The 25,519-nt window shown below is 48.7% G+C and carries 19 protein-coding genes; 11 read left to right on the forward strand and 8 right to left on the reverse strand.

The features are described from left to right. The first annotated feature begins 227 nt into the window (after window positions 1–227). The 6 genes from LQ567_RS10000 (at window position 228) to LQ567_RS10025 (ending at window position 7,655) form a co-directional block, all read left to right on the forward strand. Complete coding sequence (locus LQ567_RS10000) at window positions 228–878, forward strand: TMEM175 family protein (RefSeq protein ID WP_231004363.1); 651 nt, start codon at window positions 228–230, stop codon at window positions 876–878. Between the two features lie 81 nt (window positions 879–959). Next, complete coding sequence (locus tag LQ567_RS10005; protein ID WP_231004364.1) at window positions 960–1,169, forward strand: putative signal transducing protein; 210 nt, start codon at window positions 960–962, stop codon at window positions 1,167–1,169. Window positions 1,170–1,395: 226 nt separating this feature from the next. Further along, on the forward strand, window positions 1,396–1,746 hold the full coding sequence (locus LQ567_RS10010; protein ID WP_231004365.1) for a hypothetical protein: 351 nt from the start codon (window positions 1,396–1,398) through the stop codon (window positions 1,744–1,746). Window positions 1,747–1,880: 134 nt separating this feature from the next. Then, window positions 1,881–2,966 carry an efflux RND transporter periplasmic adaptor subunit gene (locus LQ567_RS10015; RefSeq protein ID WP_231004366.1) on the forward strand — a complete coding sequence of 362 codons (1,086 nt, stop codon included), beginning with the start codon at window positions 1,881–1,883 and terminating at the stop codon, window positions 2,964–2,966. An 86-nt stretch (window positions 2,967–3,052) separates the two neighbouring features. Further along, complete coding sequence (locus LQ567_RS10020) at window positions 3,053–6,217, forward strand: efflux RND transporter permease subunit (RefSeq protein WP_231004367.1); 3,165 nt, start codon at window positions 3,053–3,055, stop codon at window positions 6,215–6,217. Further along, complete coding sequence (locus LQ567_RS10025) at window positions 6,207–7,655, forward strand: TolC family protein (RefSeq protein ID WP_231004368.1); 1,449 nt, start codon at window positions 6,207–6,209, stop codon at window positions 7,653–7,655. Before LQ567_RS10020 ends, LQ567_RS10025 begins: the two co-directional genes overlap by 11 nt. 5 nt (window positions 7,656–7,660) lie before the next feature. Here the strand turns inward: LQ567_RS10025 and LQ567_RS10030 are convergent, their stop codons facing one another. The 7 genes from LQ567_RS10030 to LQ567_RS10060 all read right to left on the reverse strand — a co-directional run bounded on the left by LQ567_RS10030 (window position 7,661) and on the right by LQ567_RS10060 (window position 18,097). Beyond that, window positions 7,661–10,672, reverse strand: coding sequence for a glycosyl hydrolase (locus LQ567_RS10030; RefSeq protein WP_231004369.1), 3,012 nt, complete (start codon window positions 10,670–10,672; stop codon window positions 7,661–7,663). 127 nt (window positions 10,673–10,799) lie between these two features. Beyond that, a complete protein-coding gene (locus tag LQ567_RS10035; RefSeq protein WP_231004370.1) occupies window positions 10,800–11,990 on the reverse strand; it encodes a hypothetical protein in 1,191 nt (396 codons plus the stop codon). A gap of 176 nt (window positions 11,991–12,166) precedes the next feature. Next, entirely contained in the window at window positions 12,167–12,769 is a 603-nt protein-coding gene (locus LQ567_RS10040) for a histidine phosphatase family protein (protein WP_231004371.1), read from the reverse strand. A 105-nt stretch (window positions 12,770–12,874) separates the two neighbouring features. Continuing rightward, complete coding sequence (locus LQ567_RS10045) at window positions 12,875–14,317, reverse strand: FGGY-family carbohydrate kinase (protein ID WP_231004372.1); 1,443 nt, start codon at window positions 14,315–14,317, stop codon at window positions 12,875–12,877. Then, complete coding sequence (locus LQ567_RS10050; RefSeq protein WP_231004373.1) at window positions 14,318–15,760, reverse strand: FGGY-family carbohydrate kinase; 1,443 nt, start codon at window positions 15,758–15,760, stop codon at window positions 14,318–14,320. It abuts the gene before it with no gap. Between the two features lie 2 nt (window positions 15,761–15,762). Beyond that, window positions 15,763–16,743 carry a 2-hydroxyacid dehydrogenase gene (locus LQ567_RS10055; RefSeq protein ID WP_231004374.1) on the reverse strand — a complete coding sequence of 327 codons (981 nt, stop codon included), beginning with the start codon at window positions 16,741–16,743 and terminating at the stop codon, window positions 15,763–15,765. Window positions 16,744–16,816: 73 nt separating this feature from the next. Next, window positions 16,817–18,097, reverse strand: a complete 1,281-nt coding sequence (locus LQ567_RS10060; protein ID WP_231004375.1) for an MFS transporter — start codon at window positions 18,095–18,097, stop codon at window positions 16,817–16,819. Window positions 18,098–18,245: 148 nt separating this feature from the next. Here LQ567_RS10060 and LQ567_RS10065 point away from each other — a divergent pair, with 148 nt between their 5' ends. Further along, window positions 18,246–19,010 (forward strand): DeoR/GlpR family DNA-binding transcription regulator, encoded by a 765-nt coding sequence (locus LQ567_RS10065; RefSeq protein WP_231004376.1) that lies wholly within the window; start codon window positions 18,246–18,248, stop codon window positions 19,008–19,010. Between the two features lie 163 nt (window positions 19,011–19,173). Here LQ567_RS10065 and acs read toward each other — a convergent pair whose 3' ends face one another. After that, window positions 19,174–21,120: an acetate--CoA ligase gene (acs, locus tag LQ567_RS10070; RefSeq protein WP_231004377.1), complete on the reverse strand. Its 1,947-nt coding sequence runs from the start codon at window positions 21,118–21,120 to the stop codon at window positions 19,174–19,176. A 154-nt stretch (window positions 21,121–21,274) separates the two neighbouring features. On the opposite strand from acs, the gene LQ567_RS10075 reads away from it, so the two are divergent. The 4 genes from LQ567_RS10075 to LQ567_RS10090 all read left to right on the forward strand — a co-directional run bounded on the left by LQ567_RS10075 (window position 21,275) and on the right by LQ567_RS10090 (window position 25,504). After that, window positions 21,275–22,801 (forward strand): MFS transporter, encoded by a 1,527-nt coding sequence (locus LQ567_RS10075; protein ID WP_231004378.1) that lies wholly within the window; start codon window positions 21,275–21,277, stop codon window positions 22,799–22,801. A gap of 25 nt (window positions 22,802–22,826) precedes the next feature. Continuing rightward, window positions 22,827–23,063 carry a DUF6814 family protein gene (locus LQ567_RS10080; protein ID WP_231004379.1) on the forward strand — a complete coding sequence of 79 codons (237 nt, stop codon included), beginning with the start codon at window positions 22,827–22,829 and terminating at the stop codon, window positions 23,061–23,063. Window positions 23,064–23,309: 246 nt separating this feature from the next. Next, window positions 23,310–23,666 carry a hypothetical protein gene (locus LQ567_RS10085; protein WP_231004380.1) on the forward strand — a complete coding sequence of 119 codons (357 nt, stop codon included), beginning with the start codon at window positions 23,310–23,312 and terminating at the stop codon, window positions 23,664–23,666. A 149-nt stretch (window positions 23,667–23,815) separates the two neighbouring features. Continuing rightward, complete coding sequence (locus LQ567_RS10090) at window positions 23,816–25,504, forward strand: SulP family inorganic anion transporter (protein ID WP_231004381.1); 1,689 nt, start codon at window positions 23,816–23,818, stop codon at window positions 25,502–25,504. Window positions 25,505–25,519: the final 15 nt, after the last annotated feature.

Here is a 25,519-nt window from a genome sequence, read left to right on the forward strand (position 1 = left end):
GATGAAGCAAAATTTATTATTCCCGGTAAAGCTACTTGATTTTTCAAAAATCCGGCGGGCCAACCTTAAAAGCAATAAAAAAACACCGGCCGGTTAAAAGTTCCGGAAAGTTCACCACAAATGATACTTTTGATATGGCCAAATTTGAGGCTTTATAAGATGTTCAAAACAACATCCCGGAGAACGATCAGTAAGATTAACGATTGAACGCTGGCAAAGTATATACAATGAACAAAGAAACCTACAACAAAATTGCCGGGCAGGACACCGGCCGTATCATTGCCATCAGCGATGGCGTTTTTGGTGTTGCCCTTACCCTGCTGGTATTGGAGATCCGGGTGCCTGTCCTGGAATCCATCCGTTCCGAACAGGACTTAATACACGCTTTTGTGGCATTGAAGTCTAAATTCCTGGTATACTTTCTTGCCTTTATGACCACCGGCATTTTTTGGGTGGGCCACTCTTCGCAATACAAATACATTCAGGAGAGCGACCGGAATTTAAACTGGATCAACCTGCTGTTCCTGCTATCGGTAACCATGCTACCCTTTACCACCGCTTTTTTGGGCGACTATGTACACTTCAAATTTCCGGTTGCCGTGTATTGGCTGAATATTTTTCTGATGGGAGCCATGTTATACATTAATTGGGTGTATGCCTGCAGGCATCATTTTGTGCATGAAGAAACAAGGCAGTTGGTCGATATCCCGCTGCGCAGGCGTATTATCACCGCCCAGTCGTTGTACTTTTTAGGAGCGCTGCTCTGCTTTATAAGCCCCGTGTTAAGTATTGCGTTCATCATCCTGGTACAGCTCAATTATGCTTTTGCCTTCCTTTCGCAAAGAAAAAAAACGCCGGCACTGAAGACTGAAAGCTGAACGCTGAATGCTAAAGGCCGAAGGCCGAATGCTAAAGGTTAAGTCCGCTATTTGTTGTAACTTTAGGTAAAATCTTTTCTTATGACCGATCATAACCAGGATACCATTATTGTTATAAGAACATATAGTGATATAGCAGCTGCCGTTTCTGCAAAAGAAAAACTGGAAGAAGCCGGTATCACCGCAACCATCGATGATATGGACGTGGTGGGTATGACGCCCCTCGCCGGTATAGAGGTAAAGATCTTTTCAAAAGACCTCGAAAAAGCCAACCAGGTGCTGGAAGACTGATACTGATTCTTGTTACCCCCACCTATCCACCAGCTATTTTTTTTTATTTTTCCCAAACCTTTTTCATGCTTTGTTGTTTTAACGTACTTAACAACGAAGTGTTGAAAGGTGCGGTCATTTAATATTTTTTTAAACTGCTTTTGTTGCATTTTATTTAAATATTTCTTTACTTCGCCCCTTCTGCAAGCTTTTACTGAAAATTTAAATTGTTACGAACCCCGGGGAAATGAAGAAATTCGCCCATATACTTGCTTTAATCATACTGTTCCTTGGCAGCAGTTCTGATACGCTGGAGGCACTTGCCCCTGTTAAAAGCAATATCTGTAACTCCGCAGTAAAGGACCGGCAGCAACAAAAAAACAGCAATGCGCAGGATGCCGGTGATCATATTATCATTAACCGGCTTTGCAATCATTTCATCAACCGGGCAGACCAGCTTTCACAACGTACTTTTTCCAGCATACTGTCGCTCCCTCTTTTTCATTTTAATGTGCTGCTTCCTGCATGGAAGCGTCTGAACTCCGTACCACTGCAACAACCCGGCTACGGGCACCTTTTCCTCTACTACCTTTTTTAGCCCGCATTCCCTCTCCTTTTCTTAAGTCAATACCTGTCTGCGCAATCAGCGATGCGCAGCACGTGCATGCTGTTACCATCATGCAGCACTGAGCTGCTCAGGTATCCATCCTATTGTTTTTAAATTAACTGATCATGATAAAAAATTATATTTTTTACGGGTTCCTCATTACAACCATCGTAGCCTGCCATAGCAATTCCCAGGAAAACAGTATTTCCGGCAACAAAGAATATCCGGTAGTTACCCTCCGGCCAAGAGATACCACCCTCGCCATTCCCTATGTAGCCAATATACAGGCAGGCCGTAACATCGAGATCCATCCGCGTATGGATGGATTACTGGACAAGATCTATATTAAGGAAGGACAGCAGGTGCGTAAAGGACAGCCCCTGTTTAAGATCAATGACAGCGAGCTTCGGATCGAACTTAATAAAGCAGCTGCTGCTTATAAGAGTGCTATCGCCGATGCAAAAGTAGCCCAGGTGGAAGTAGAGCGGGTACAGATGCTGGTGGATAAAAAAGTGATCACCAAAACCGAACTGGACCTGGTTAATGCAAAATACAAAGCCCTCCTGGCCAAAGCCGATGTTGCCCTGGCAGATAAAAACGCCGTACAGCAGCGGATCTCCTATACCAACATTACAGCCCCCTTTGATGGCGTTGTAGACCGGATCCCGCTTAAAGAAGGCAGCCTGGTTACAACCGCATCCCTGCTGACCACGATATCCGATGTAAGCACTGTATTTGCTTATTTTAATATTTCCGAGAACGAATATTTTCAAACCCCGCTGAGCGGAAACAGTGCCCAGCAAATCACCTCGATCAACCTGGTATTACCCGACGGCACCCGCTATCCTTATGAGGGGCACCTAGAAAGTGCCGAAAGTGAAATTGACGAAAACACGGGTAATATCGCCTATAAGGCCCGTTTCAGCAATCCAGAAAAAACATTACGGCACGGCGCTTCCGGAAAACTGCTGATCACACGCCCCTTACAAAATGTGATCCTGCTTCCCCAGAAAACGGTTTTCGAAATACAGGACAAGAACTATGTATTTGTAGTAGATCAAAATAATATTGTGCGGATGAAAAGCATCCGGGTAGACCAGCGCCTGGCAGATTATTATGTGATCTCTGAAGGGTTGAACGCGGATGACCGTATCGTGTACGAAGGCATAAAGACCATCCGCGAAGGCGAAAAGATTACGCCAAAAGGATAACCGCTCATCCTGTTCTTTCATTGCCGGCCGGATTAAAAATCCTGCCGGGCGAAACTTTATTTATACCATCTGCATAATAAAAAAATATGGTTGAAACTTTTATCCGGAGGCCGGTCCTTTCGCTCGTGCTTTCCATTTTTATCACCCTCATTGGCGTACTGGCCTTATTCAGTTTGCCCATTACACAATTTCCCGATATTGTACCGCCTTCCGTGGCAGTAACCGCCCGGTATACCGGCGCCAATGCCGAAGTGTCTGTAGACGCGGTGGCCGTTCCGCTGGAACGCGCCATCAACGGGGTTCCCGGCATGACGTATATGTCTACTGTATCCGGTAACGACGGCGTCACCATGATCACCGTTTATTTTAAAGTGGGCACCGATCCGGATGTGGCAGCGGTGAACGTACAAAACCGCGTAACCACCGTACTGGACGAGCTTCCCGAAGAAGTGATCAAGGCCGGTGTTACCACCGAAAAGGAAGTGAACAGTATGCTGATGTACCTGAACATCACCAGCACGGATGAAGCCGCCGATGAGGATTTTATTTACAATTTTACCGATATCAATATCCTGAAGGAGCTAAAGCGCATCGATGGGGTGGGTCGCGCCGAGATCATGGGTTATAAGGACTACGCCATGCGGGTATGGCTGAACCCCGAAAAACTATTTGCGTACAATGTATCTGCCGATGAAGTAATTGCGGCACTGCGGAACCAGAACGTTTCCGCGGCCCCGGGCAAAACCGGGGAAAGCTCCGGTAAAACAAAGAATGCACTGCAATACGTATTGCGTTATACCGGAAAATTCTCGGAGCCCAAACAATACGAAAATATTGCCATCCGCTCCAACAGCGACGGTTCCATCCTTAAATTAAAAGATGTGGCCGATGTGGAATTTGGTGCCATGAGCTATAGCATGGTTTCAAAAAGCGACGGTAAACCGGCGGCCTCCATCATGATCAAACAACGCCCCGGCTCCAATGCCAGTGAAGTAATCGACAACATCAAACAAAAAATGGGGGAACTTAAAAGCAGCACCTTCCCTCCCGGTATGCACTACAGCATGGCCTATGATGTATCGCGTTTTCTCGACGCTTCCATCAGCGCCGTGCTTACCACCCTGGTAGAAGCATTTATATTGGTGGCTATCGTTGTATTCATCTTCCTGCAGGACTGGAGGTCTACGCTGATCCCTGTACTGGCGGTTCCTGTGGCACTGGTAGGCACCCTGGCATTTATGCTGCTGCTGGGCTTTTCCATTAACCTGCTTACGCTGTTTGCCCTGGTGCTCGCTATTGGTATCGTGGTAGATAACGCCATCGTCGTTGTTGAAGCCGTCCATGTAAAAATGACGGAAGAACAGCTGCCGCCCCTGGAAGCCACGATTGCTGCCATGAAAGAAATCACCGGGGCGATCATTGCCATTACCCTGGTGATGTCGGCCGTGTTTGTGCCGGTTGCTTTTTTAAGTGGCCCGGTGGGTGTATTCTATCGCCAGTTTTCCCTCACACTTGCCTTTTCCATCGTTATTTCCGGCATCAATGCCCTTACCCTTACACCGGCGCTTTGCGCCCTGATGCTGAAGCATACAGAACCACGCAAAAAAGGCTGGATGGGCCGTTTCTTTAATGCCTTCAATACCGGGTTTGATAAAACCACGCACAAATACCGGGGCGTACTTGGTAAAATAGCAGGCCGGCGTATCGTTACGCTGGGCATGCTGGTGCTTTTTTTTCTGGCCACCTGGGGTACCGCGGCCATACTGCCCGGAGGCTTTATCCCAACGGAAGACCAGGGCATGATTTATGTAAATGTAACCACCCCGCAGGGTGCCACCGTTGAACGTACGGAAACGGTACTGGATGAACTGAACGCCATAACAAGAGACATCGAGGGTGTGGAAAGCGTAACCACCCTTGCCGGTTATAGTCTTACCAATGAAATTGCCGGCGCCTCTTACGGCATGGGTATGATCAACCTGAAATCCTGGAAAGAACGGAAGAAAAACGTGGATGCGATCATCGATGAAATTGAAGCGCGCACCGCGAAACTGACAGATGCAAAGATTGAAGTATTTGCCCCCCCTACGGTTCCCGGGTTTGGAAATACCAGCGGCTTTGAGCTGCGCCTGCTCAATAAAGGCGGAGATGATATCGCGGAAACCTCGGAGATCACCAAGGCCTTTGTTGCCGCTATCGACAGTACCAGGGAGGTAACCAATGTTTTTACCAGTTTTGATGCTTCCTTTCCCCAGTACCTGATCCATGTGGATTATGATATGGCTGCGAAAAAAAATGTAACCGTCGACAATGCGATGAATACCCTGCAAACCCTGCTGGGCAGCTATTATGCCACCAACTTCATCCGCTTTAACCAGATGTATAAAGTAATGGTGCAGGCCAGTCCGCAGTTCCGCGCCGAACCTGCAGACGTACTGCATCAGTATGTTAAAAACAGCAACGGCGAAATGGTGCCGTTCTCTTCTTTTATCCGTATGGAACGGGTATATGGGCCGGAACAGCTGACCCGCTATAACATGTATACATCTGCCATGATCAACGGCGAAGCAGCGCCGGGCTACAGCAGTAGCGACGCGATCAGGGCAGTGGAAAAGATAGCTGCTGAAAAGCTGCCCCGTGGTTATGATTTCGACTGGAGCGGGATGACGCGTGAGGAGATCCTCTCCGGCAACCAGGCGGTATACATTTTTGCACTTTGCTTATTGTTTGTATACCTGCTGCTGGCCGCACAATACGAGAGCTTTCTACTGCCCTTACCGGTGATCCTAAGCCTGCCTGCAGGAATCTTCGGGTCCTTTCTTTTCCTGAAGCTGGCAGGGTTGGACAACAATATTTATGCGCAGGTAGCGTTAGTGATGCTGATCGGACTATTGGGTAAGAATGCCATCCTCATCATTGAGTTTGCCATTCAGCGCCGTAAGGAAGGCTATTCCATACTTCAGTCGGCTATTGAGGGAGCTACCCAACGACTGCGCCCGATCCTGATGACTTCCTTTGCATTTATCGCCGGACTGATCCCGCTGTGTATCGCCACGGGAGCCGGGGCGATCGGCAACCGTTCCATCGGTGTTGCAGCCGCCGGCGGTATGCTGATCGGCACTGTGTTTGGTCTGCTGATCATCCCAGGGCTTTATGTGCTTTTTGCCTCCCTGTCGGAACGCGGAAAGAAAAAATCCACCGACGTTCCCCTCCAGATTTCTGACATCAAAATCATTGAGAATGAAAATTAATATCCATCATCAACTCCTGGCAGCGGGAGCGGCATCCCTGCTGGCCATTGGCTGTGCTGTTCCTAAAACAACGGCGATCAAGCAGGCGGCACCGCTTCCGGAACATTATACAACCAACACCGGAGACAGCCTATCTGTTGCCCGGCTGCAATTCAGGGATTTCTTCAGCGACAAACCCCTGGCAACGCTCATTGATCAGGTACTGGCCAGTAATATCGACGGACAGATCGCCGCCGCACAGATAAAAATTGCAGAGGCCTACCTGGAAGCCCGGAGAGCCGCCCTGCTTCCTTCCGTTACGGCCGGCCTGCGTGCCTCCGGCACACATTATGGCAAGCATACCATGGAAGGTGTGGGCAACTTCGACACCAATCTGTCGCCCAATATCGACAACAGCCAGCGTATTCCTACCGTTATCACTCCCGATTACTGGCTGGGATTAAGCGCCTCCTGGGAGATTGACCTCTGGGGCAAACTCGGCAACCTGCAACACGCAGCCCGGGAACGGTTCCTCGCCACCCGGCAGGGCCGGGACCTGTTAACAGCCGCGCTGATCACACATACGGCCACCCTTTATTATGAATTGATCATGCTGGATAAAGAAGTGGCCATCCTGATTGAAAATATCGCCTTGCAGGAACGCGCACTTGAAATCGTAAAGATCCATAAAGAGGTAGGACGGGCAACGGAACTTGCAGTACAGCAATTTGATGCCCAGCTTGCCAATACGAGGGCAGCGCTTTACAGCGTACAGCAGCAAACCACCGCCACCGAAAATCAATTGCTGGAGCTTACGGGCAGTTATACCGGCACCATTGAACGCAGTGCATCCATTGATATAAAGGCCATTCATTACCTGGCAGCGCACGGCCATCCGCAGCAGTTACTGCAATACCGTCCTGATATCCGCGCTGCCTATCATGAACTTCAGGCAAGTCATGCGGATGCACAGGCCGCGCGTGCCGCATTTTTCCCTTCCGTAACCCTGGCAGCTACCGCCGGGTTGCAATCGTTCAATGCAGCAAAGCTGTTGAACCCCACATCGATCGCTACCCAGCTGCTGGGGGGCATCACAGCACCCGTATTCCAGAAAAAACAATTAAAGGCTTCATTCAACATTGCCACAGCCGAGCAGGAGATCGCCTTTCTGAATTACCAGAAAACCATCAACAAGGCCTTCCAGGAAGTAAGAACGTTATTGAATTATATAGACCAGAATAAAAAGATTCTGGCCGAAAAAAACAAGGAGGTGGAAGCACTCGACAAAGGCATCGAAGTTTCAAATGACCTGTATGTAACCGCCTATGCCTCTTACCTGGAGATCATTGCTGCACAGAAAAGCAAGATCACCGCAGACCTCGACCTGATCAAAGCAGAAAGGGATCAGGCGCATGTGCTCATCCAACTATATAAGGCATTGGGAGGAGGTGCCGGGTAAACACATCAGGTAAACGCGGTAATTGCTACCGGTCCTAACAACCCGGAAGGCAACAGCGGATCTTCTTTTTTAAACGCGATATTGGTCTTGGTTCTCCGCTGTTCGGGTGCCAGCGCCACATCCCCGATCAGCCGGTTGGGCCAGAGATTGATCACTTCAATACGGAGATCATTGACACCGCGTTTCAATTTACCGGTCACTTCCACCCGCCAGGGCGCTGTCCATACAATGCCCAGGTCTGCACCGTTCAGCCAAACCCGGCAGATGTTTTTTACAACACCCAGTTCCAGGAATACGGATCCGGCGGGCAGAACATCATGAAAAGAAAACGGTTTACGATAAACCGCTTTTCCCGAGTAATAGCGAATGCCGGGATCCGGGTGCGTGCTCCAATCCTGCAGGGTATCAAAACGAATGGCCGCAGGTCCGCCCCATTCGGGGTTAAACTGCAGTTCCCAGGGACCCGTAAGCTCCTGAACCCGCCGAAAGGATCCGGTCGGCTGCCATACATTGGGCGAGCTCGCCAAAAGTCCTTTAGCCTTTACCTTCGGGAACACAACAAATACAGACTGGAACACATCCAGGCTCAGCGCTATTCTGGTACGCCCGTTTTCCTGCCGGTACAACGGGATGCATCGCTTTCCTGATACCGGATCCCAGAGTTCCGGCTGACGCCCGCTTACACGGAACAGGCAATCGCTTTGTATGCTTTCTTTTTTCCGGTTGGTGATAAAATAGATCTCGGCGTCTTCCGTGGTACGATGGATAAAATCGATCCAGGCATTATTATTGGCAGCCTCAAAATCCGGCATACAGCCGGTATCTTTTAATACCGTGCGTATGGATCCGGGATAAAACAGGCGTCCTTTGCCAATGCCTATACCCTTATCGCCTGCAGGTGTTTTCCATAATTCTTTTGACAGCTGTTGAATTAGGTTATCGCATTGCGGATAATTAGTTAAACCGGTGTCGGTTTCCGGTGGTGCTCCCATTACCAGAGCGCCTTGTTCCAGAAGCGTCTTTATTTTTTTCAAAACGGCTACCGGCATACGGCTACTTTCCGGCAATACGAGCATGCGGTATTGCATCCCATCGGGCAGTACCAGGTTGCCACCGCGCACCCGCAACCGCTCCAGCAATACTTCGGTATTGCACACATCATAATCATATCCCTTGCCCAGTGCAGCAGGTATATGTTTTTGCGCCACAAGATTGGGAGCAATATCCCCGTTATAGAACAACACGTCGGCTACAAAATGCCCCGCCCGCAATAAATGCTGACTGCGTGCCACATATGAAAAGAAGGGCGCGGAAAATTCCCACCAGGTTACATTGGGATTAAAATGCGTACCGGCACCATACTCGTAACCCGGCAATCCATCCCTGGGTCTGGTGGCCGTAGACGTATGGATCATAATGCGGTTGATGCCCTCACAAAAAGCCCGGTCCAGTGCCTGCTTCAGGGAGCCGGGGTAATCCGTCCAGTGCCGGAAACTGGTAAAAGCCTCTGCAGACACTAGTTTCCGGCCATAGATATGGGCGGCGGAGGCCACCATCTTTGTTACCTTATTCTGTCCGAAATCCAACCGCGATACCCCATAGGATTTATCATCGGTAAGATTCTCCTGGTCTTCATGTTTCGGTGCCAGCCAGAATTCACCTGCAGGCAGATCGCTGCGGCCCAGGTTTTTTAATCCGTCGATACAAATTGTTCCCGACCGGCTGGGACCGGCGGCTTCGTTTTGTACCAGCATACCCTGCTGGTGGCAAAGCGCTGCAAAATACCCATAATGTTCATCGGCCATGCAGTCGGCAATGGTACGGCGGTAATCATTTAAAAACCGGTCAGATATATCAGCGCTGCCGATCAGATAACCCGATAATACCGGCAGGTAGGGCGTGGCATCGTAGCCGCGATAGTGCCGGAATTTTTCAAGGATCTGCGGGGTCCAGTTAGGGAATCCGTCCTCAAAACTATCATCGCAAAAATAGGCCGGCTTCGCCCCCACTTTTGCGGCCTCCTCAATGAATATTTTTCCCAGGTGTGCAAACTGAAGCTCCACTCCTTTTTTATCAAACCAGTCAATGGACAATCCGTCCGCCTCCGGCTGCGCAATCATCAGCTTCGATCCCGTCATCCGGTGTCCCGTACGTACAACCGTCCAGGTGCCCGGCGGCACCTCCCAACGCAATTGGCCGGTTGCGTCCATCTTTCCTGTAAGATCAATGACATCTGATAAAGGAACAGCGGCATCGTTCGTGTTGTTGCTCCAGGGTGTTTGAACAGGATCTGTGATCTCGAATGATTTTGCAAAATTACTGGCGTCTTTCCGGTTGGTTTTTGCTTCCAGTAACGTTGCATGGCTGCCCGTTATTTTGTGTTCCTTTCCTGAAGTACGGATGGCCACAACCGACGTATCCCGGTAATCCAGCCGGGTTAAAGGAAGATCAATATACTCCTTATACCCGGGCGGGTTAAATACTTTATCATACCCCACCCGGTTGCCCGGCAGCGGCACCTTTCCATTAAATTGCTGTGGACCTTTGAGTTCCATGGTGGATTGCAGGTACCAGCGTCCGGAATTTTCCGGTTGGATCCAGGGACCGCCCATACACCAGCCTGAGCTGAGATTAATACCTACTTCGATATTGAGGCGTTTGGCCTCTTTCATGGCAAAGCGATAGAGCGCCTTCCATTCTTCTGAAAGGAATGCAGCCCCTTTCGGGATGCGCGCACCACCAAGTCCGTCAGACGAATTCACCATTAGTACACCACCCATACCCTTTGCCTTAAATGCTTCCAGGTCTCTCCGGATCCCCTCCTCGTCCACCAACCCGTTAAACCACCACCAGTAGCAGGAAGAACGGGCCGTTTCAGGTGGGTGCACAAAACTTTTAAACAAAGCATCGTCTGTACTGGTACCGCTCATGGCAACCAGTGGCAGCGGATGTACGAACACCGTGTGAAAACCTGCCAGCCCGCTGATCTTTAGAAAACTTCTTCTTTTTAAAGACATTGTTATTTAGATTGAGGCGTATAAACGAATACCGGGTATCGGTTCCCGGATGCCTGATACAGGTACGCTGCACGGCATACCGGATACCAGATCTGTACAGATCCTTTAGGATTGCATAAAACAACTGTTATTTCACTTCTTCAAACGGAGCGGCATCCTGCCCCGTCCAGCGATACAACCGGAGATCACAATATTGTTTTTTGCCCTTAGTGATCCCGTTTTGAGAAATATAAAAATACCCATTACCCAATGCATGCAAACCGGTAGCCCCCCAGGGGTAGTACCAGCCATACACACCCGTTTTTTGATCATAGTTGCCGGCCGTGGCCAATTGCAGCACCCGGCCCTTTTCCCCGCTGTCAAATCCCTTTAGTACCTGTAACACCGGGCCTTTAGTGCCATCTATTGCAAACAGGCTGTAATTGGGAAACGCTGCCTTTTTCCCGGCATAAACAGCCGCAAACCAATACCCTGTGTTTGCATCGTATTCTAAATTCTGAATTCCATAAGAACTGTTCCCCGTATAAATAAAATACTTGTTCAGCGGTTGCGCCGGTCCTGTTTTATTAAATCCATTTTGCAACAGCGGGCGTTCGTACTGTCGGAGGCTGTTGGCATCGTATTGCAGGATCACCTGGTAATCATTGTCGGTGCGGGCAGTGTCGCCGTATATGCCATACGCCAGGTTCAAAAAGTTCCTGCCCTGTTTTTGTCCAAACTGAGGACCAAATGCAATACCATCGATTCCACTGCATCCGTACCGGTGTTCCACCTGCTTACCCCGGTTCATTACGGTTGCCTTATAATCATCGGCCACTTCTTTCAGATATACCGTATGAATGATATCATCTTTTTCTGCGCTCATACCCGGCCGGGTGATCTTTTCCCCGTCGAAAATGGCAATATAAAAAGAGCTTTCTTCACCCGGATTTTTTGCAGCGGTTCCAAGCCCCTTTAAGATCCCTTTACCGATGTTGTCATTTTTGTACTCCAGCGAAGCATAGATCCGTCCGTCGTCGGGGTTCACATCCAAACAGCCAAGATGCCCGATAAACCCGTCTACACTTCCAATAACCTCACCTTTTAGATTGGTCTTTACCAGGCTTGTTGTAAATGAAAAATATACATAGCCCCTTTTAATATCAACCACCACACCCTGTACATGGAAGTTGCCTTCCTCCCGGTAAATGCGGCGGGGAAGATCCTTTATTGAAAATGCTTCCTTTCCGCTTTCGGAGGACTGCGTTTTCTGAACCGTTTTACAACTCCATAAAACAAAAATGACGAAGCAGAGTGGCCATGCATTCCGGATATTCATTGCTATATTGATTATTATTTCGAATCTGAAAATTAAAAGTACTTCCCGGAATCCGCGTCCGGAATACAACTACAATTCAAAAGGCCATCCGTTTTTCCAAAGTACGCTTCCTGCCGGTGACTATGTGCCTGCGTGATCGCTCCGGTATCAGCCGTGAAGCTCATTTCGGGTAACGGCTATAATGCCGTTGCATTTAATTTTTTAAGCGTCAATACATCCTTATCATCCAGTTCAAAATAAGATAAGGCGGAATTTTCCATATCGAAGCGACGGTAGTTCGATAACGGCATGCCCAGTTTTGCCGCCAGGTATAACCGGTTAATACCATTATGCGCCACCACCATTACCAGTTGCCCGTTATGTTTGCGGTGCAGCTCTTCAAAAAAATCACTCACCCGTCTTACAATTTCACCGCCGGTTTCACCCGTACCGCCGGCTCTTGCCGTTTCAGGGTTGTCCATCCATTGTGTCCAGAATGCAGGATTTTCCGCATTGAATTCCTCTTTCGTTTTCCCCTCCCACAAGCCGAAATCTGCTTCTATTAACCGTTCGTCGGTGACAACATCCTGATTACCGGAGGCGATGGCTGCCGTTGTGCGGGCACGTTGCAAAGGCGACGCGTAAACCGCATCCACCGTTACTCCTCTTAGTGCCTCAGACACCTTGGTTGCCTGTGCTATTCCTTTTTCTGTAAGTCCGATATCCGTTCTGCCGCAATACCGGTTCCCATCAGCATTATATGCCGTTTCACCATGCCGCAATAAAATCACTTTTAGCATCTTTTTTTATTTATACGATCTGAAGTTAGTTTATTTTTTTGCAGAAAATTTCCCGGGAATCATGAAGCCGTTACAGGAACCGGATGGTTCAAAACCGCTTCACGGTTATGCTCCTATAAATTTCCGTTCCTCCATTGCATTCAGGAACCGGCCATATTGATCATCATACGGCTGTTTCAGGCCGGCTCTTGGTGTTACCCATTTTTCTGCCTGCGTGAGCGCGGCCGTTGCCTCCGTAATATCATTGAAACAGGTAGTGGACGCCGCAACGATGGCGGCACCTACGGCACCCGATATATATTTCATTTTACAAACCGGCTTTTGCAACACATCACTGCGGATCTGTAACCAGGTATCGCTGTTGCTGGCGCCTCCCGCCGTATAAATGGCTTCCACGCCTTCTCCCGAAAGCGCCTGGATCATTTCATAGGCATACCGTTCCGCAAATGCCACCCCCTCCATGTTGGCAGTGTATAGTATTTCCTTCGTTACAGCATCCGGCCCAAAGCCCTGCGCTTCCGGCGCCACAAAGGGGAACCGCTCTCCCTTCTGGATCAACGGGTAGGCAATTTGTCCTGTTGGTGTTAAAGCCGCTGCCGCTTCATTGTAATGTACCAGGTCCGCCTTAAACCCCGCTGAAACCCAGTCTGCACCAATATTTCCTGCGCCGCCTGGCATCCAGTAACCGGCCGGATGCCGGTGGTTATATAACCGGTTTAACGGATCGTTTATTTCTTTTACAGATACGCCTTTTATAACAAGGGTGGTACCAATGGTCGTATTCCACTGCCCCGGCTTCATAGCACCCGACGCCACCTGCGACGCACAGCCATCCGTGATACCGGTAGTAACTGCCACCTGATCCGGAAGCCCCAAACTACGGACCAAACCCGCCGTCAGTTTTCCGATCACCGTTCCGGATGGCTGTACTTCCTGCAACCATTCTTTTTTTATACCGAGTATATCGCTGATGTAATCCGGCCATTTCAGCAACGACAGATCATATCCCGATTTGAGTACATTGGTATAGTCCGTAACATTCCATACATCACACAGCTTACCGGTAATAAAATCTGCGGCATGGATCCATTGAAAAATATGCGCGGCTTTTTCCGGGAAGGTTTCAGCAAACCAAACCATTTTGGCCAACCCGGTGGAGGTGCTGAAGCCGGTAAATCCCTGCGGATGGTATTGCTGCGCCGCAGCCGTACATTTTTTTGCCTGCATACCGGAACGCTGATCACTGTACATAATGGCAGAGTGTAGTGGCCGGTACGCATTGTCCATGGGAACAACCGTACCCGAGGTAGAATCAACGGCTATTGCAAGTACCCGGGCCCGTTGTTCCGGCAGCAGCTGACCAACAGCTTTCGCCAGGCACGCCTGGCAGATCGTCCACCATTCATCCGGATCCTGCTCCATGCGCAATTGCGGTGACAACGCGAATCCTTGTTCTGCACTGGCCACAATAGTGCCCTTCGTATCCAGCACTACCACACGCAACCCCTGCGTACCCAGATCAATTCCAATAAAAAATGCACTACTCATCTAAAAAATCTTCTTTAATAACTCCCGGTGCGCTTTCCAGCTATCATAAAAATGCGTATGCGTTGTTCCTGTAGGCAGCACCTGTTCATATACATCCGTTTGTGCTGTAGCAATGCCCAGCGCCGAATTACAGATCATCATGCCTCCCACAACCGAAGCATGCCGGTAATGATCGCGGATACGGACCTCCTTGCCGGTTAAGTCTGCGATAAACTGCCGGAGCATTTTGCTTTCCATACCACCACCGCAGGTCCAGATATACGATTGCTCATTGGGCGTAACCGAAACCAATGTTTTGTAATTTTCAAAAATACTGCAGGCGATATCCCACAGTGTAGCCCAAACCATACCGGCCCTGGACAGCTCATGGTTTACCGGTGTGTTGAAAATAAAACCGCCCTTAACCAGGGGCTTTTTTTCATCCGCTACCAACGATCCCAATGAGGCCACACATTGAAAATCCGTAACGGACCGTAGCTCTTCTTCAATGACCTCATAGCCTTCGTTGGGGTAAAATATTTTTTTCAGCCGCTGATAGTTCAACCCGGTCACCCCCGCATTCGCTTCCACCATATAGCTATCCGCGTCAATATATCTTCCGGTCCAGGTGCGTTGTTGCGCATCCAGATCATAGGATGCAGACAATTTTATGATCGGGGTTGTGGTACCGGACACAATCACCGTATCGCCTGCATGTGCACGGGTGCTAAGTACCGCCAGCTGTGTATCGGCACCACCTACGATCACTTTTGCCTCCGGATCGATCGACAGGGCTTCAGCAAGCGGCTGTCGGATCTTTCCGAGTATGGTTCCGGAATGCATCAATGGTGGCAATAATGAAAGCGGGAATGAAAATAATGTGCACAGCGATTCCGACCAGGCCTTTTGGTCCACATCATAGAGTAGGGTTTCGGATGCCTGCGAATGTTCATAGTGCTCCACACCGCAGAACATATATTCGATCCAGTCGCTGATGCTGAGAAACGTATCCAGTTGCTGCCACCATTCCTTTCTGCCTTCCCGCAGTCCAACCAACTTGAATGCAGAAAATAAAGAAGTGGGATAACGTCCCGCTAACCGGTACACCTGTTCTTTATCGGCAATAAGCGATTCCCAGTCTCGTCCGCGATGATCAATATTCGGCATCCCCACAACCGGCTCACCTGCAGGATCCAGTACAACGATCCCCTCGCGCTGGCTGGTTGCCGTAATCGCCAGAATGTGTACGGACCCGGCCTGTTTCAGCGCGGTTGTGGTCAATTCCAGGATCCGCTCCCATAATACCTGCGGATCAAAATAAATGGAATCCGCGTACCGGGTATCCCGTATGTAGGGAATATCCTCGCGGGCCACTCCTAAAACGGCGCCGTTAACGGAGATCACTGCCGCGCGCAGGTTGCCGGTGCCGAAGTCGATGATAAGATGTGCGTTTGTTAAAGCCATTGTTACTGATTGGATAAATGTAATGATTTGGCCGAATGGTTCTTTGCCCAGTTCAATAATTTTTCATTAAGGATCGTAACATGATGATCTTCCACTTCATCCGTTGCTCCGGCAGTATGCGGTGTAGCCAGTACGTTCGGATGATCGATCAGCCGGTAATCGATCGCATCCGGAGGCTCATGATCAAACACATCCAGGATGGCCCCACGGATCCTTTTATTTTCGATTGCATCCAGCAACGCGTTGCGATCTACCACACTGGCCCTTGCTGTATTGATAAAGATAGCCCCCGGCTTCATTTTGTCGATCAGCTTTTTGCCGATCATGCCAATCGTAGAAGCATTTACCGGCAGGTGTATGGAAACGATATCGCAGGTTTCAAAAACCGTTTCAAGACTGGTACGCTCATATGCCGGTTCCGGTGCGTCCTGATAAGGATCATAAAATTTTATCGCACAGGGAAATGCCTGTACCAGGGCCGCGATCCGCTGCCCTACCGCTCCAAAGCCCACCATACCGATGGTTTTGCCTGCCAGCTCATTACCTTTGAACTGTAAATAGGAGGCATGCGCACCTTTTTGCCAGTTCCGTTGTTTTAACCATTCTACGGCGGGCAGGGTCTTCCGCAAAAACGTAATTACGTTGGCTATAAATAATTCTGCCACCGCCTGTGCGTTCCTGGCCGGTGTGTGAAATACTTCAATTCCCAACTCTGCAGCCGTTTTCACGGCAACATTAGAGGGGGTTCCGCGACATACACCAATAAACTTCAGCTGCGGATGCTGGCGGATCACGGCTTCCGTTACTTCGTCGTGCTCGGTGATCAACGCATCCGCCTGTGTTTCGTTCAGTAACCGGTTCAGCTCTTCGGCATTAAACGCGCGCCCGTTCTCTTTCCAAACCTTGTAAATAACCGTTCCGAGGCAGGACTCCAGTTCCCTGCGTCCAGCCTCGTTATACGGCGCTGTAATTAAAATATTCATATATCAATTTAGTACTTGTTAAATAGTTGATGAGCGGCTGTTGCTATAGCCCGTATCCATGCCGGGGCATGGGCTAGCGCTTAGACAATTCCGTTTCCAATGCCGGATCAAGCTGCGGCGATGCCTCCTTTTTCGGCAGGGTTATAAATTTTGTAAGTATGGCGCTGATAAAGTACAGGATCGCCAGTATCCAGATCACACCGGCGTTTCCGGCCGGGCCGATAAAGAGCCGAACAATGAAAGGACCTGCAAATACGGAAAGGCCGGCACCAAGGTTCAGGAATGCCATGGCGGCACCCTTTCCCTTAGGCACTAATGAAGGTACCAATGCCGAAAGCGGTACATAGCCCGCCAGCAGCGCGCCCCACAACACACCGCAGAGCAACACCATGGCAAAGCTGCCATTAAATAGTTGCGGGGAATAATAGAACAACAGGGTGGTGATACCACAACCAACGCCTCCGAAAAGCGAAATGGTCCGGCGCCATCCAAACCGGTCGCCTACAAACCCGAATATGAGATTGAAAATAATATTGGCCGTAAAAATGGTGCCCCAGATCTTTAACCAATCGGCAGTGGTGAAACCATATTTTTCAAAATAAATAGGCATAAACACGGGAAACGCAAACTGGGCCGTAGTATTGATGGTACGCACGATACCGCCTAAAAAAACCTTTGGTTCGTTAACAGCTATCTTGATGCTATCCGCCAGTTCCCGAAGTTTATCCTGTGTTCCTGTTTTTTTGATCCGGTCGCCGTTGATCAGCAATGCAAACAAGGCGCCCAGCGATACCCAGAAAAGTGAGGTCCACAGGGTATTGATATGCCCCAGCCGGTTAATGGCCCAGCTGGAATAATAAGCGCCAAAAACATTGAGCCCCCCGGTAAACACAAACCAGAACCATCCAACGGCAGTGCCGAGCTTATTTTGCGGCGTCCGGTACGTAATCCACACCAGAAACGTGTAAGCAAACAGCGGGTAACCAAATCCGCGGATGGCGTAGGTCAACAACATCATGCTAAAATCCAGGTCTTTAAGACCCAATCCTACAAATCCGAACGTGCCTGCCACAAAAAGCAAAAAGCCTGTCCACATGGCCTTACGTACCCCCATACCCTCTGCGAGTATGCCGGATAGAAAAGAGGAAACGGCCACGGTAAGGCCGTACACGCTGAAAAGCGTTGCCGACTGTTCGATTGTCAGCCCACGGTCATGGATCAGATAAGGGCTCAGCCAGCCCTGCTCCACACCATCGCCCATCATAAAGATGAGGATACCCAGGTACCCCCATACCAGGTTGGGGGGAAGCCCCATTTTTCCGATGAAATTCGTTTCATCTTTCAATTGATTCATATAGCAATAATTTGAAACGAATTTAAATAAAATAAAACACAATTAAACTAAATTAAATCAAAAAAAATTAAGAAGTTAAATAAAACATCAACGAAAACGTTTTATATACACTTCTTTTTCATTTCTTTGCATTACAGAATCCTTGGATATGAAGAATATTACGGAACGACACGAGTTTATCCTCAATAAACTCAAAAAAGAGGGGAAAGTGAGCATTTTAGACCTGGCAGAAGAAATTCATATATCCAGCGTAACAATCCGGAAGGACCTTAAAATGCTGGAAGATAAAAACCTGCTATTCCGCACCAAGGGCGGAGGATCGCTTTCCAATCCCTATGCCATCGACAAACCGATCAATGAAAAAGAGCAGATCAACGCGGATGCCAAAAGGCGGATCGCCAAAGCAGCCCTGCCGCTGATCGGGCAAACCGATTCCATTATGATCGGCTCCGGATCCACGGTTTTTGAACTGGCCCGGGTGTTATACCCCGATCATAAAATGACCGCCATTACACCGGCCCTGAAGGTGGGATTGGAACTGAATAACCGGCCGAATATCGAGGTATTGCAGCTGGGCGGACTGATTCGCCCCAACTCCTCATCGGTGGCCGGTACCCAGGCGCTGCAGGTACTGGAAGAAATATCCTGCGATCTTTTATTCCTGGGTGTGGATGGTATTGATCTGGAACATGGTGTTTCCATTTCCAATATTTCGGAGGCCTCGTTAAACCGGAAGATGATCGAAGTTTCTCAGCGGCTGATCCTGCTTGCTGACAGCTCCAAATTTAACCGGCGGGGATTGGGCAAGATCTGCAACCTGGACCAGGTTGAATATATCGTAACCGACAAAAAAATTTCCGAAAAAACACTGCTCTCCCTGCAGGAAAAAGGAATCAAGGTGGTTCTGGCCTGATCAAACATTCTTTTTTGTGATCCGGGATGCATCCCGGGACGGCCGCTAAGGATACGGGGTGTCCTCCGCGCAGGCTATTGTATACATCCGGCCAAATAAAACGGGGCCGTTTCTGCATTGGTTTGCAAAAACAGCCCCGGAAAAAAAATCGGGAACCCCGGCCTTAGAGCCGCCCATCCCGGATCTCGTCTACAATCGCCGGATCCAGTAATGTAGTTGTATCCCCCAGGTTAGAAAGTTCACCTTCTGCTACTTTGCGCAGGATGCGCCGCATGATCTTGCCGCTTCTTGTTTTGGGAAGCCCGCTTACAAACTGGATCTTATCCGGTTTGGCAATCGGGCCGATGATGCGGCTTACAGTAGCCAGTATATCTTTTCTTGTAAGATCATCTTCATCTTTGTGTCGCTTTTCATCCAGCACCACGTAGGCATATACACCCTGCCCTTTTACCTCATGCGGATATCCTACCACCGCGCTCTCAATTACACTTGCATGCATATTGATCGCATTCTCTACCTCCGCAGTACCCAGCCGGTGGCCGCTTACATTTAACACATCGTCTACACGGCCGGTAATCTTATAATTTCCCTGCTCATCTTTCCAGGCGCCATCGCCGGTAAAGTAAAGATCTTTATAAGTACTGAAATAGGTTTGCCGGCAACGTTCATGATCACCATAGGTGGTTCTTAAAATACCCGGCCATGGAGCGCGCATACATAAGTTGCCGCTCATTACTTCATCTGTAAATTCGGTGATCTCCACTCCTTTTTCATCTACCAGCAATGGCTGCACACCGGGAAGCGGCAGAGTAGCCCAGCTGGGCCGCGCGGGTGTAACACCTGCCAGGTTTGAGATCAGGATACCACCGGTTTCGGTTTGCCACCAGGTATCTACGATCGGACATTTCTTTTTGCCGATATGCTCATCATACCAATGCCAGGCTTCTTCATTGATGGGCTCTCCCACAGTACCCAGCACTTTCAGGGATGAAAGATCCTTGTCCTTCAGCGGATCCAGTCCATAACTCATCAGCGACCGGATGGCAGTGGGCGCCGTATACAAAATATTTACTTTATGCTTGTCTACGATTTCCCAGAACCGGCCCGCATCCGGCCAGGTAGGCACGCCTTCAAACATCAGGCAGGTGGCTCCGGATAATAAGGGTCCGTATGCGATGTAACTGTGCCCGGTGATCCAGCCGATATCCGCTGTACAAAAGAATACATCCCGGGGCTGATACTGGAATACGTTTACAAACGTATAGGTGGTCCAAAGCATATAACCGGCACAGGTATGTACCACGCCCTTTGGCTTGCCGGTACTTCCGGAAGTATACAGGATGAATAACGGATCTTCCGCATCCATTTCTTCTGCCGGTATGGCCAGCACTTCATCATGCATGGTTTCAATTACGTCTTCCACTTCATCGCGCCACCATACATCACGTCCTTTGATCATACTTACCGGGGTGCGCGTACGGGTATGTACAATAACCCGTTTTACCACTTTGTTGCCCACCAGGGCGTCGTCAATGATCGATTTTAACGGTATATCTTTTGCCCCCCTGTAGGCTCCATCACACGTAATAATATATTCTGCTCCTGCATCATCCAGCCGGTCTGCAATACTCTGTGCAGAAAATCCGCCGAAGATCACAGAGTGGATAGCCCCGATACGGGCACAGGCCAGCACGGCAATAACCAGCTCGGGAATCATTCCCATATAGATACAAACACGGTCGCCTTTCCGTACGCCGTTATTACGCAGCACCTGCGCAAATTCACATACTTTGCGATGCAATACTTTATAGGTAAGGGTTCTTACTTTTTCATTCGGATCGTTGGGCTCCCAGATGATGGCCGGGGTATCCCCTGATGTTTTCAGATGGCGGTCGAGACAATTTTCAGTAATGTTCAGTTTTGCACCTTCAAACCACTTGATTTTTGGTTCATCAAAATTCCAGTCCAGCACACGGCTGCTGAAGGGTTGCTTCTTTCTCCATTCAAACGTATCGGCCACTTCGGACCAAAATCCCTCGGGATCCTCCACACTTCTTTTATACGCTTCCTGGTACTGCTCAATCGTCTTTATCTGAAATGAATATGACATAACTTAAAACGTTTTTTTTTCGGGCAATAAAAATAGGCAATAAAAATTATTCAAAATTATTAATATTTTATTGAAAGAAATATTATCTTGACAGCTGTTACCGGTAGCGTTACCGAACGATTGTATTTATTTCATTGCACAAAACAAAAATTACATGAAACAAATGAGTGAAGCAGGCGTGCTTCGTAAAGTCATTGGCGCCTCGTCATTGGGTACGATGATCGAATGGTATGACTTTTACATTTTCGGCATGCTGGCCAAAACCATTTCTACTGAATTTTTCCCCGAAGGCAATAGTACTGCAGCCCTGCTAAGCACCCTGGCCATTTTTGCCGCCGGCTTTATCGTGCGGCCCTTCGGTGCCCTGTTTTTTGGACGGCTGGGTGATCTCCTGGGAAGGAAATCCACCTTCCTGCTGACACTTGTTTTAATGGGAGGCTCTACATTCCTTATCGGATTGGTACCCGGATACCAGACTATTGGCATTGCCGCGCCGCTGATCGTACTGTTGTTGCGGTTGCTGCAGGGCCTGGCCCTTGGCGGCGAATATGGCGGTGCCGCTACCTATGTAGCAGAACATGCGCCTCCGGGCAAACGGGGTTTTTATACCAGCTGGATTCAAACGACCGCAACACTGGGATTATTTCTGGCATTGGGTGTAATTATGGTTGTAAAAATGAACATGAGTGATCAGCGCTTTAATGCCGAATGGGGCGGATGGCGTTACCCGTTCTGGTTCTCCATTATACTGGTAGTGGTATCGGTTTATATCCGTTTAAAAATGGAAGAGTCGCCTTTGTTTGCCCGTTTAAAAAGCGAAGGAAAAGTGGCTAAAAATCCGCTAAGGGAAAGCTTCCGGAAAAAAGCCAATTTTAAAATGGTGCTGCTGGCCTTGTTTGGTGCTGCCATGGGTCAGGGGGTTATCTGGTATACCGGGCAGTTTTATGCACAAAGCTTCCTTGAAACAAAAGTGGCGCTTAATTTTGAGCAAAGCCGCTCTATTTTACTCTGGGCCATCCTGCTGGCAACACCCTTCTTTATTGTTTTTGGATGGTTAAGCGACAGGATCGGCCGCAAGTGGATCATGCTTGCAGGAATGCTGCTGGGCATCCTCACCTATCGCCCGATCTTTAATACATTGCTGAACGATGCCGGCACCGATCAATGGAAAACGGAGCTCAGCAACAGCAAGGTTCAGAAAGAATCGAAGCTGCTGGCCAACACTTCAGATTCGCTTATACATACCATTACCCATATTGAAGTAGCCAATGGAGCAAAATATATAAAGGAACAGACCGACACCCTGAAAGTAGCCACCGGAACCATTTCCGAAGGGAAACCACTTATCAAGGACAAGGTATTGCCCAGGCCTGTTTACTGGAAATTTGTAGGCCTGGTATTTTTGCTGATCTTTTATGTAACCATGGTATACGGTCCTATTGCGGCCTTCCTGGTGGAATTATTTCCCGTGCATATCCGGTACACATCGATGTCGCTACCGTATCATATCGGCAACGGGGTATTTGGAGGACTGGTCCCTTTTATCGGGGTTTTACTTCAAACCACTTTTACTACAGATCCCTTGGTAGGATTGTGGTATCCCATCGGGATCGCTGCCTTAAGCTTTGCGATCGGGCTGATCTATCTCTCCAATAAGATCGATAAAGATGTAACCGATTAATATTCTTTTTTTTCAAAACAATACAATGAACTCAATAAGAAAAATATTAGGCGTCGTATGGTTATTACTGGGCCCGGTAGTTATTTATTTTCTGATAGCCGGAGCCATCCATAATGTAGATCCGAACGGTAAAAAGGATATCAACAACCCGGTAATCTGGGTGATTATTATCACGATCTTTTTACCGATTGCCATTGGGTTGATGATCTTTGGCTGGTATGCCCTCAAAGGCGAATACTCCAGGAACACTTCGGACCGGTAGTGCGCCATAGATGTGCGGCCTGCATGCCGGTCATCAATAACGGTGAAGCGGCAGCACATGAAAACGGCAGGGCTCCGGGTACTCCTGGGCACATTGGTGCGTATGAGCAGGCCAGTACTTAGATCTTTTGTACAACCCGCTTACGTTGCTAACACTCAGTACATTAGCCATACCGTTTCGTTAAAGAATTGTAATATTCTCCGGATTTCTTGTCTGGGAAAAGGCAATCAACTACTTTTGCACTACATGATATCTGGCTTACTATACAATAAAACAATATCCAAAGCCCTGGCGGTTATGCTGGGCATTGCGTTATTGTGGCTTACGGTAAGCCTTCCTTTTGTGTATGAGGCCAAGCTTCATTTAACTGAGCAAACCGAGGTTAAGGGTAAAAATCAAAGTAATCCCTTTGCCGGAACCACCGAGGAAAAAGTACCCGGCAATCCTACCGTAACGATTACGGAAGAATACCTGCATCACGGGGCTTACGACTTCTCCCTGACTGAATTTCAAAAAGACATCGCTTACCTACACGCGCATGAAGGCACGTATATTGCGTTCCATGCGGAATTACACGCCCCCCCTCCCAACACACAACTTTAAGCATTTGGACTCCGGTATTTTTTGCCGGAAGCTGATCTGTGCTGCAATCATCCGTTGATTCCGGCAGGTCTCTTTTGTACATTCCTTTTCCGATCTCCTGTTGCCTGCTATCGCAATAGCATGCCGGGTCATTCTTTAATGATAATTTTATGAATACAAATTCAAAATCAAAAAATATATTTTCGAGCCTGGCCGCTGATATCCCATCATCTGTTGTTGTGTTCCTGGTAGCCCTGCCCCTTTGCCTGGGCGTTGCATTAGCCTCGAATGCACCGCTGTTCAGCGGCATCATTGCAGGTGTTTGTGGTGGTATCATTGTAGGTATCCTGAGCGGTTCACAGCTCAGTGTAAGCGGACCTGCTGCAGGACTTACGGCCATCGTTGCTTCCGCCATTATTACGCTTCAGTCGTTTGAAGCTTTCCTGGTGGTAGTGGTATTAGCGGGTGTTATGCAGGTGATCCTTGGTTTTGCAAAAGCCGGCATCATCGGCGATTATATTCCCAACAGCGTTATCAAAGGTATGCTGGCGGCCATTGGCCTGATCCTCATCATCAACCAGGTACCGCAGTTGCTTGGCGATAAATCAGCATTGCCCGCCAATGATGAAGAGTCCATTGCTTCTACAGGAAATATTTTCATCAACTTCTTCAAAGCCTTTGCGCATATTACCCCGGCAGCGTTGCTGATCGGTGCCATCTGCCTGGCCTTTCATTTTATATGGGAGAAACTGGTAGCAGGCAAAAAAGGATTCGTCAAACTGATTCCGGCCCCCTTGCTCATCGTTTTTATTGGTGTAGGCTTAAATGCATTATTTGCCAGCACCGGGCTGATGCCTGCATTAACAGATAGTTACCTCGTAAAGATCCCGATGGCCAATTCGGCCAGCGAGTTTGTGTCGTTCTTTACAAGTCCCGACTGGAGCTCGATCTGGAATTCGCAGGTGTGGATGCTGGCCCTTACTATTGCGCTGGTTGCCAGCCTGGAAAGCCTGTTAAGCCTGGAGGCCATTGACGACATGGATCCTTATCAGCGTGCCAGCCCTACCAACCGGGAATTAAAAGCCCAGGGAGTGGGTAATATTGTGTCCGGATTACTTGGTGGTATTCCCGTTACCAGCGTTATTGTACGCTCTTCGGCAAACGTAAACTCAGGTGCCAGAACAAAAATGTCTACCATTTTACATGGCTTGTTGCTGTTGGGATCCGTGGCTTTTATCCCCTTCCTGCTCAACATGATTCCTAAGACAGCATTGGCAGCCATCCTGATTTTTACCGGATATAAACTGGCTAAACCGGCGTTGTTTAAGCTATACTATAAAAAAGGATGGGACCAGTTTTTGCCGTTTGTGATCACCATTGTAGCCATCCTGGCAACCGACCTGCTGAAGGGTGTGATCGTTGGAATTGGTGTGGGGCTGTTCTTTGCGTTCCGCTCGAACTTCAGAAAAGCGGTATTTGTAGTAAAGGATGATACCCGGTATCTTTTCCGTCTGCGAAAAGACGTTTCCTTCCTGAATAAGGCCATTATTAAACAAAACCTGGAGAAGGTACCCGATGGTGCCCAGGTGATTATTGATGCCATGCGCGCCGATTATATCGACAAGGACATTGTTGAAGTGATTGAAGACTTTATCATTCATGCTCCGTTAAAAAACATTAGTGTACAACTGGAAACCAGTGGTTTTATTGATCATGGTTTTTCCTATAAAATACTGGCGAACGACAATAAGGATGGGCATTTAAGAAGAACGTATACTAAAGTGGTCACCAGCACAAAACAAGATGCGATACCGGAAGCAACGCCGGAATTGGCTAACTTAGCATCTCAACCGCAGTAACTTTAAACAAAAGAC

Origin of the sequence: Niabella pedocola, from assembly GCF_021044425.1 — a bacterium.
In the GTDB taxonomy this organism is placed as follows: Bacteria; Bacteroidota; Bacteroidia; order Chitinophagales; family Chitinophagaceae; genus Niabella; species Niabella pedocola.